Genomic DNA, 9,646 nt, shown 5'->3' on the forward strand with positions numbered 1-9,646 from the left:
CAAAAGATAACCCAAAAATACATTTTGAGCTGAATACCATAATTGAGGAAATCCTTGGGTCTGATCGTTTGGAAGGTGTTCGCATACATGATGTACTCAGCGGAGAAACACGTGAAATCCCGGCAGATGGCGTTTTCATCTATGTTGGAACAGCTCCTAACGTTCAATTTATCAACGGAGAAATTGAGGCGGACGAGCGTGGTTATATTCTGACCAATCCTCTCTTGCAAACTAATATTGAAGGCGTTTATGCCGCCGGGGATATCCGCAACACTCCCTTGCGACAAGTATCCACGGCAGTTGGAGATGGCGCTTTGGCCGCAGTAGAAGTGGAAAAGTTTCTTTCGAAAAAATTCCCCCATCCAGCGGAGGATAAGGCATGAATGAAGAGACCATAAAGGCCCTCCTTGAATCTGTTCAGCAAGGGGCATGCTCCCCCGGTGAAGCGCTGCTTCAATTAAAAGATCTTTCCTATGAAGATCTGGGGTTTGCACGGTTAGATCATCATCGAACGCTGCGCACGGGACAATCAGAAGTGATTTTTTGTCAGGGAAAACAACCTGACCATATTATTTCAATTTTAAAACACTTGGGCACCAAGGCCAAAAACGTGTTGGGTACCCGTCTCGACCCTAAAAATGCAGAACTTATTTTAGCCCATTTTCCAGGTGCTCAATATGATTTGCAGGCCCGCTGTCTCCTACTTCGTCCCCTGGAGGATCCCACCATTTCCGGCAGGATCCTCATTATAACTGCTGGGACTGCCGATTTGCCTGTGGCTCAAGAAGCCTGGCTGACGGCTCGCTATATGGGACACGAGGTTGATACGCTGTATGATGTTGGTGTCGCCGGTATACACCGTCTGTTCGATCAGAGAAAGTTATTGGAACGCGCCGAAGTGCTTATCGTTATTGCCGGAATGGAAGGCGCCCTGGCCAGTGTCGTCGGAGGACTAGTCGAACAACCTGTTATCGCTGTACCAACAAGTGTGGGTTATGGTGCTCACTTTCAAGGACTAGCCGCCTTACTCAGTATGTTAAACGGTTGTGCTTCCGGAATCGGAGTCGTTAATATTGATAACGGCTTTGGGGCAGCTGCTTTAGCCTCGGCAATTGTGCGCCGTATTTCGCGAAAAAGACCGGGAGGAGTATCGGCTTGAGAATTTTATATTGGGATACGTTCGCCGGCATAAGCGGCGACATGGCTCTAGGGTCGCTGCTTGCTTTAGGCGCTGATCCAAAAATAATCGTCAATCAACTTCATTCCATTGGACTGACAGAATTTGTCCTTGATATCCGTGCGCGCCAAATCCATGGAATTCAAGCGACCGACATCGAAGTTATTATTCAAAATAAAGATCATCAATATCATGAGCGACGTCTTCAGGATATTGAAAACATGATCCTTCGTGGTACCTTGTCAGAACGATCTCAAAAGAGCGCTCTTTTGGTCTTTAATGTTTTAGCTGAGGCAGAGGCCCATGTTCACGGGACAACGCTTGACCAAGTTCATTTTCACGAAGTGGGGGCAGTTGATTCCCTTGTCGATATTGTGGGAACCTGTATCGCTCTGGATCAGTTAGACATTGACTTAATTCGAGTCCCTACGCTTCCTTGGTCACATGGTTTTGTGCACTGTGCTCATGGAATATTGCCGTTACCCGCTCCGGCGACACTTATGCTCTTGCGTGGCTACAAATGCCATGAATCGGGAATTACAGGCGAACTCATTACCCCGACTGGTGCTGCACTTATCCGTGCCTTAGCCCAGCAATCAACTTTTCCGGAGATGACTTTGCTCAATGTGGGGTATGGAGCCGGTAAAAATGATTACGGCATACCAAGTTTGTTACGAGGGGTTCTTGGGGAGACCTAAAATAGAGGTGATCATATGTTCGAACAGATTATTCATAGCCTCAGAGAATCTGGCTGGAGGCTGGAAACCTTAGAAGGAAGCTGGGTTAGTGCAACTCACGAGTCGCTGAATCGTGGTCTTCTATTAGGTAAATTCAATGAACTTCCCGATGAATTTAAGCAGTGGCTTCGCCCCTATGCAAATATTTTCAGGTGGGACGTTATTGTTTTTTGCCCCGAAGGGGTTGATTCTTCACATTTAAAACAACACCGTTTTCCTGATATCCAACTTTGGTACTGGGATATCCAACTGGGTAACATATTTCCTTTTCCTCCAACCAACGATCAGTTGATTCCCCATTGGTTAAAGCAACTGGCTGTGGGAACGCCGGTTATTCCAGGGAAGGAATCCCAAATAACAAGATCTTTTAAACCGTTTATAACGAATACTTTTATAGGCATAAACTTGATATATTTTCTACTAATGGTTATTGCCGGACTGGATCTGTTTCCAAATCCTATCACCGGTTCGAACGATCAACGTGTTCTTATCGAATTTGGAGCTAAAGTTAACACCTTGATTCTGGACGGTGAACTCTGGCGTTTCTTAGCATGTACATTTATTCATATTGGTATTATCCACCTCGCCTTTAATCTTTATGCCTTGTGGGCATTGGGCCCTTTAACCGAAGAAATCCTGGGGCATCGACGGTTCCTTATGATTTACATCTTGAGCGGTCTCGGAGGATCAATTGCCAGCTTTATATTTTCTCCCGCCCTTTCTGCCGGAGCCTCCGGAGCGATCTTCGGACTTTTAGGAGCGCTTTTGTATTACAGCTTTAAACGGCCAACACTATGGAAGACCGGCTTGGGAATGAATCTGGTTGTTGTGATTTTGGTTAATTTTGGATTTGGTTTGCTCCAACCAGGAATTGATAACTTTGCGCATCTGGGAGGATTTATTACCGGTACAATAAGCTGTATTCTTCTATCAAAAACGATCTAAGAGAAAAAAAAACTCTTCTTTACCTACTTTTCCCAGCATAATCCTTCCCTTTCTAAGGACAAAATACAATCAAGAGCTTGCGATTTCTTAGCAAGGTGGCTATTTAATAATTGCCATCGATAGTTAAGAAAACGTGAGCTCTATATTTGGTTAAATATTAGAGTTAAAAAGGAGTTGGAAGAAGGCTGTAAAATGCTATAATATAGAAAGGAGAGAAGAGTGATGCTTTGAAAAAAAGAAGTAAACGCACAATTAGTTATTTTTCACGTGATCGGTGGGTTCATTTGATTTTGCTTTTGGCGGTCACCCTGGTGTTAGCCAGGCTCGTGACACTTCAAATCGTTCAAGCTGCTGATCTCAAGGCTAAAGGGATTGAGCGTCGGACAAATGATAAAAGCCTGCGACCGGAAAGAGGCATCATTTTTGATACTCAAGGCAATGTCTTAGCTCAAAGCATCCCGGTTAAAGAAATCTATGCAAATCCCAACATGTTGAGTGATTTAATTGTCAAAAAGCAATTCAAAAAAACGAAAGAAGATGTTGCCAATGAGCTTGGAAGCATCTTAGACATAAAACCACAGGACATACTCGATAAACTCAATAAGAATTATTCCTGGATTAGCTTAGCTCATCAAGTGGACATAAATAAAGCAGATGAAATCATGGCTCTTAAAATCCCGGGGGTAGGTTTAAATGAAGAGGAAAAACGTGTCTATCCTATGGGGAATTTTGCGGCCTCTGTACTTGGGATCGTAAATCAAGCCGGTCATGGCGTGGAAGGCGTTGAATCCTATTATGATAAAGAATTGTTCGGTAAACCCGGTTTTCAGTCTCAGGAGCAAGATACCCGGGCACGTTCCATCCTCGATGCCCTCCTTCAGGGAGACCCTTCAAGCCCTGGAAACTCCGTCACTTTAACCTTAGATTCAACGATTCAATATTTAGTTGAACAGCAACTGGATAATTTACAGCAAACCACCAAAGCTAATAGTGTAACGATTTTAGCCATGGATCCGAAGACCGGACGTATTTTGGGCATGGGATCCCGTCCCACATTTGATCCCACGGATTACTCTAAAGTCACACCTGAAACCCGCCGCAACCTCGCAATTGGTATGTCTTATGAACCAGGATCAGTCTTCAAGATAATTACCGGATCGGCCGCTTTGGAAGAAGGGGTTGTCCACCCGAATGATACGTTTTCTGACCCCGGCTACCTTCGAATTCCACCTCGTATAATTACCAACTGGGACTCGGACCAAAAGCCGCATGGTAACCCTACGTTTACAAAAGGGATGCAGTTGTCTTCCAATGTTGTATTGGCGCAGGTTGGGATGAGTTTAGGTAAAGAGTCCTTTTATACTTACTTAAAAGCTTTCGGATTTGGCTTAAAAACAGGAATTGATATTGCAGGTGAAGAAAGTGGTTTACTCCTTCCCCAAGATAAAGTCCGAGATATTGATCTCGCAACTATGTCTTTTGGCCAGTCCAATTCAGTTACCCCGATACAGTTATTATCTGCCATTTCCGCGGTGGCCAATGGGGGGACACTTTATCGCCCCTATATAGTTGACAAAATAACGACGCCTGATGGTCAACTCATTCAACAAATAAAACCAACCCCCGTACGCCAGGTAATCACTAAAATAACTGCACAGCAAATGACAGAAATCCTTGAACAGGTCGTAGCTGATGGAACTGGGCAACTCGCCAAAATCCCAGGTATTAATGTTGCAGGTAAAACGGGAACTGCCCAAAAAGTTGACCCTCAGACCGGGCAATATTCGCCCACAGACTTCATTGCCTCATTCGCCGCTTACGCACCCGCGGAGGACCCGAAGATTGCAGTGCTGGTAATTATAGATTCGCCAAAAGAAGGTGGAAGCCATCAAGGAGGATTCTTAGGCGGACCTAGAGCTAAAGCCATTATTGAGGGGGCCATGCAATACTATGGCTTTCCTGTAGCCAAAGATACTGAAAGCACCGTAACAATTTCACCCGGTAATTCAGCTGTTAGACCCTCTCCCAAACCGGTAACCCCTGAACGTTTACCTGTAGGCGGGGAAGTTATAGTTCCTGATCTAACCGGAATGACCATGCGCCAGGTTGGGGATACATTGGCAAAGTCTGAACTGCACTTCAATTTTACCGGGAGCGGCTTAGTTAATCAGCAATCACCCGAAGCAGGAAAAGTCGTGGTCAAAGGTACGACCATCGAAGTAAATTTTTCTACTTTAGCCGCCGGGGATCCATAGTAATACATTACTTAATCTGGGTATGCTAGGGTTAATTGTGATTAGAATAATCGGAGGAAGAAAGATGCGTCTTGACCAACAGATTGACTTGATGAAAGAAGACTTGCTTGCTGCCATCCAAGCGTGTACCCAGATAAAGAGTGTCAGGGATATTGAACATGCCGCACCTGGCGCCCCTTTTGGTCCTGGAATTCAAAAGGCCTTGGAGTGGATTTTGGCATTAGGGGAAAAATTTGGCTTTACAATTAAAAATGTTGACGGGTACGCCGGTTATATTGAAATGGGTAAGGGGGACCTTTTAGGGATCCTGGGCCATATTGATGTTGTCCCGGAAGGGGATGGCTGGTCAGTCCCTCCCTATAGTGCGACGATCAAAGACGGCAAAATACTAGGTCGGGGGGCATTAGATGACAAAGGACCGTCGTTAATGGTTCTCTTCGCCATGAAAGCGATAAAAGATGCAAATATTCCCTTAAATATGCGAGTTCGCCTGATTTTAGGTACCGATGAGGAGTCTGATTGGGCGGATATGGATTATTATTTTACAAAAGAGGAAGTACCCCGGATCGGATTTGCACCGGACGCTGAGTTTCCGGTGATCCATGCGGAAAAGGGGATTCTTCATCTCGAATTGAGTAAATCCCATGCGACATCTTTTCCCCATCTTGTCCGTGTCCAGGGTGGGGAACGCGCGAACATCGTTCCAGATCTTTGCGAAGTTACCGTCAAGGGGATCACTGACGATGTCATTGCTAAGAAATTGAAAAACTTCTCTTTCCCAAAGGGCGTTAGCTGTAAGCTTCATAACCAAGATCATAATGAACAGGAAATTAAACTTACCTTTAAGGGATTCGGGGCCCATGGGAGTCTCCCACAAAATGGTATAAATGCAATTTTATACGCTCTACAATTCCTTCGGACGTTACCTCTTGCCCATGAAGAACAACACATTCTTGATTTTATATTGACATACCCAGGCACTGGATTTAACGGAGAAGGTTTCGGAATTGCCTTAAGTGATGAACCCTCTGGTAAGCTATCTCTAAATCTAGGTATATTGGAGATGACTTCCGACAAAGTTCGCTTCGTCATCGATATCCGCTACCCAGTTACGTTTAAGCTGGATGATGTTTTTCTCCCGATCGAAAAAATAGCCCGGAGTGAAAAACTCGGCCTTAAAGTATTAACCCATCAGAAAGCACATCATGTCCCCAAAGACAGTGCTTTAGTTCAATCCCTGCTCAGAGCCTATACCGATGTTACCGGGCTTGAACCCTTTGCCTTTGCCATTGGTGGGGGAACGTATGCTAAAGCACTCCCCCAAGGGGTAGCCTTTGGACCTGTTTTTCCGGGTGAACCTGAAATGGTTCATTGTGCTGATGAATACATATCGGTCGATAACCTCCTCATAACGACCAAAGTATACGCACAAGCTATTCTAAACTTAGCTGCTGACCCGGAGAACCAATAGAACCTGGGGTGTAACCAATATTTATAGCTTGACTATTTAATATTTTATAGGTATACTTCTTATTGTTCTTGTTGCGCCACTAGCTCAGCTGGTAGAGCATCCGACTCTTAATCGGCAGGTCCCCGGTTCGAATCCGTGGTGGCGCACCAAAAAGACATTACTCCCGCAAGCGATTGCGGGTTTTTGTTTTTATACAGTGATTGCATAAAAGTGGCTTTTGGGGACATTTTGGGGACAGGCGTTGTAAAACGATACTTAAATGGACTTAATGAATAGAAAAAAGGACAGGCATTTAAGCCTGTTCTTTTTTCATGCTAAAGAGATCTTCAATTTTCTGAGCAGCGTCTTTATCGGCACTCTGGAGAGCTGTTGCATAAATATCGGCTGTAATGGTTATTGATGAATGTCCTAAGCGGCTGGAAACATTCTTTAAAGATACTCCCTGCGAGATCATCAAGCTTGCTGAAGTATGTCTTAAATCGTGAAATCTAATATGAGGAAGAGGGGTCTTTTCCTCTTCAATCATTTTCTCATTGTGTCTATTCAGGAAATCATTAAACCCACTACTTACAGTGTCCGGGTGCATGGGTTTGCCGTCCCATGTAGTAAATAAGCGGTCGCTCTTTTGCCAAAGGTTTCCGATCTTTAGCCTTTCTTCATTCTGCGATGCTTTGTACTCTTTGAGAAGGGCCACTATAGAAGGTGGTATAGATATAAGACGCTTGGAACCTTCAGTTTTTGTTGTTCTATCTACGATTCCGGTTTCTGGGGTATATTGGCTTTGTTTTATCACTGCAAGTTGTCCTTTATCCAAGTCAATAACCTTCCATTCTAGTCCAAGGAGTTCACCGCGGCGTAGGCCAGTAAACAGAGCAAGCGTAACTAGGATACGATACTTAATTGGCTCAATGAGGAGAGCTTCTAGCAGCATGGCGCTTTGTATTTCATCATAGGAGTTGGTTTGTTTTTTATGAACTTTAGGTGCTTCCACTCGGGAGGCTGGATTAGATGCAATAAGTTGCCATTTCATTGCATCCTCCAACATTGAAGAGAGAACCGCATGATAATAACGTTGTGAGCGCTCGCTTAGTGTACCTTTCTTTCCATCGCGGCGAATATCATTTCCTTGGAGGTATTTAATAGAACGCATTGCTTCAGAAAACATACACAGTGGATATTCTTGAAAAGAAACGTGAATCCAATAAGGGCCAGGTTCCAAAGTACTATGTCGAGAATAGCCACGAAGGTATTATTCCCAAAGATATCTTCTTAAAGGTGCAGGAGGAAATAGCTAGACGCGCAAACCTCACAAAAGGCACCACACTGCACAAACGAATCTACAGTGGACGTTATGCATTATCAGGGATCGTATTCTGCTCACATTGCGGAGATATATACCGCAGAATCAAATGGAATAATCGGGGCTGCAAGTCTACGGTTTGGCGCTGCGTTAGCAGAGTTGAAAAAGACGGACCTGATTGCCCTGCAAGGACAGTCCATGAAGATCTCCTTCACAAAGTGGTGATAGAGGCTATAAACGAAGCCTTCCGTGAAAAGAAAGATATTCTGCCGCTGTTAAGAGAAAACATTGAAAGCAGCCTGGCAGAGAATGCTGCTGATTGCATTGCAGCGGTCGATGAACAGATAAAAGCACTCCAACACGAACTTTTAGCAACAGCCGGTATAAAAAACTCTGGTGATGAACTTGGTATGGAAATTAGAAGGCTGCGTGATGAGAAGCAGGCCATCCAAGCAGAGGAAGCTTCCCGTCAGGACCTGAAGACACGAATTGATGAGATGATGGCTTTCCTCGACGGCCTGTCTTACGAGCTTACCGAATACGAAGAGCAATATGTAAGGACACTCTTGGAAAGGATAACGGTCTACGATGACCATTTCATTGTGGAATTTAAGTCCGGAATTGAAATCCAGATTGACGAGTAAATAAAATACTACACTGCAGCTCTTTTCGCAGAGTTGCAGTGCCTCAACTATGGAACATTGATTGTGCTACTATAATTATGGAATAAGTGGGAGAGGGTACTTGGCCCTCTCCCGTCTTTTGAAATTTTTCATTATTTATAAATTCAGGAGGAATTTCGTTATTAACATGTAAATATATAAAGTGGGAAATTACGGCAAAGTTCAATATATTAATCAGCAAAATATGTAGAATTTCTTGGAATTAATATTTTGAGAAGAGGGATTATTGAATGCAATTCTTAAATATCATGAAATGAACAAGCCTTTTCTTTCTTGTCTATACTGATTTTTTTCAGTGATGAAAATGGTTGATGAAATAATTTCATCTTAATATTATGCGATTAAAGCTTGAACTTCGTGTTTCCAGCCCTTGGAAATCAAGTGTTTGAGTACTAATGATGTATTGATAGCATCATCGAGAGCAGCATGGCAGATACCTTTTAGCTGCTGGTGAGTCTCCTCCACGGCAGTCTTTAATGAAGTCAAATTTTTTCGTTGATTAAACTTCTTGTATTCAAAGGCCAAGTCGATATAACTTTCCCATTTGAAAGGATAGTCGATTCCATATCGTTGGCATATGGTGCCCAAGACTTTACGATCGGAATCGCCCCAAGCAACAAAATATGGATTAGTAGAAACCATTTGTTTTAATTGGTACAACGCAGTTTCTAAGGAGACACCCTGATTTATATCTTCTTGCTTTATGCCGGTTATCCCGTAACATTCTTTAGTGATTCTTGGCCAAAAGCGAGGTTTTACAAAAGAATTGTATTGTTTGTTGGTTAAGATACCATCAGGATTGACAACTACTGCGCCGATTTCAATTATTTCCGGGAAAAAAGCTCGGGGTTTGCCATAGGAAGGCGCCACCGTAAACTCAAAATCTACAACCAGCAATTCCTGAATATTCATATACTTCTGCCTCCTTTATTTTGTAACTTCAAGTTGAACTCTTGCTATAGCAATGGCAATGGACAAATTCTTTACATGAGTTTTTTGCAATAACAAAATATCACAACAAGTGTACTTAAAAACGCATAGTAATTTTTGCCGTATTATTTTTCGCATTATTATAACC

Annotated in this window: 9 protein-coding genes and 1 tRNA gene; 8 read left to right on the forward strand and 2 right to left on the reverse strand. The window is 43.4% G+C overall.

Features of this window, described 5'->3' with window-relative positions; genetic code table 11:
* The 7 genes from AC6I5A_RS11170 to AC6I5A_RS11200 all read left to right on the forward strand — a co-directional run.
* A partial coding sequence (locus AC6I5A_RS11170; protein ID WP_034615791.1) for an NAD(P)/FAD-dependent oxidoreductase occupies nt 1-383 on the forward strand: 383 nt, incomplete at its 5' end.
* Nucleotides 380-1,159 (forward strand): nickel pincer cofactor biosynthesis protein LarB, encoded by a 780-nt coding sequence (gene larB / locus AC6I5A_RS11175; RefSeq protein WP_034615793.1) that lies wholly within the window; start codon nt 380-382, stop codon nt 1,157-1,159. The genes AC6I5A_RS11170 and larB, both read left to right, overlap by 4 nt.
* Nucleotides 1,156-1,875, forward strand: coding sequence for a nickel pincer cofactor biosynthesis protein LarC (gene larC, locus AC6I5A_RS11180; RefSeq protein ID WP_034615796.1), 720 nt, complete (start codon nt 1,156-1,158; stop codon nt 1,873-1,875). Before larB ends, larC begins: the two co-directional genes overlap by 4 nt.
* A 15-nt stretch (nt 1,876-1,890) precedes the next feature.
* The gene (locus tag AC6I5A_RS11185; RefSeq protein ID WP_034615799.1) at nt 1,891-2,859 is read left to right on the forward strand and encodes a rhomboid family intramembrane serine protease; all 969 of its coding nucleotides are present in this window, start codon (nt 1,891-1,893) and stop codon (nt 2,857-2,859) included.
* Between the two features lie 227 nt (nt 2,860-3,086).
* Nucleotides 3,087-5,114, forward strand: a complete 2,028-nt coding sequence (locus tag AC6I5A_RS11190) for a penicillin-binding protein (protein ID WP_034615801.1) — start codon at nt 3,087-3,089, stop codon at nt 5,112-5,114.
* 64 nt (nt 5,115-5,178) lie between these two features.
* Nucleotides 5,179-6,585, forward strand: a complete 1,407-nt coding sequence (gene pepV / locus AC6I5A_RS11195) for a dipeptidase PepV (RefSeq protein ID WP_034615804.1) — start codon at nt 5,179-5,181, stop codon at nt 6,583-6,585.
* 73 nt (nt 6,586-6,658) lie between these two features.
* Nucleotides 6,659-6,734, forward strand: a tRNA-Lys gene (locus tag AC6I5A_RS11200).
* Between the two features lie 143 nt (nt 6,735-6,877).
* Here the strand turns inward: AC6I5A_RS11200 and AC6I5A_RS11205 are convergent.
* Entirely contained in the window at nt 6,878-7,750 is an 873-nt protein-coding gene (locus AC6I5A_RS11205) for a tyrosine-type recombinase/integrase (RefSeq protein ID WP_052168041.1), read from the reverse strand.
* 5 nt (nt 7,751-7,755) lie between these two features.
* Here AC6I5A_RS11205 and AC6I5A_RS11210 point away from each other — a divergent pair, with 5 nt between their 5' ends.
* A complete protein-coding gene (locus AC6I5A_RS11210; RefSeq protein ID WP_497900685.1) occupies nt 7,756-8,529 on the forward strand; it encodes a recombinase zinc beta ribbon domain-containing protein in 774 nt (257 codons plus the stop codon).
* Between the two features lie 372 nt (nt 8,530-8,901).
* Here the strand turns inward: AC6I5A_RS11210 and kapD are convergent, their stop codons facing one another.
* Complete coding sequence (kapD, locus tag AC6I5A_RS11215) at nt 8,902-9,480, reverse strand: 3'-5' exonuclease KapD (RefSeq protein WP_034615807.1); 579 nt, start codon at nt 9,478-9,480, stop codon at nt 8,902-8,904.
* Nucleotides 9,481-9,646: the final 166 nt, after the last annotated feature.

The organism is Desulfosporosinus sp. Tol-M2 (assembly GCF_059735615.1).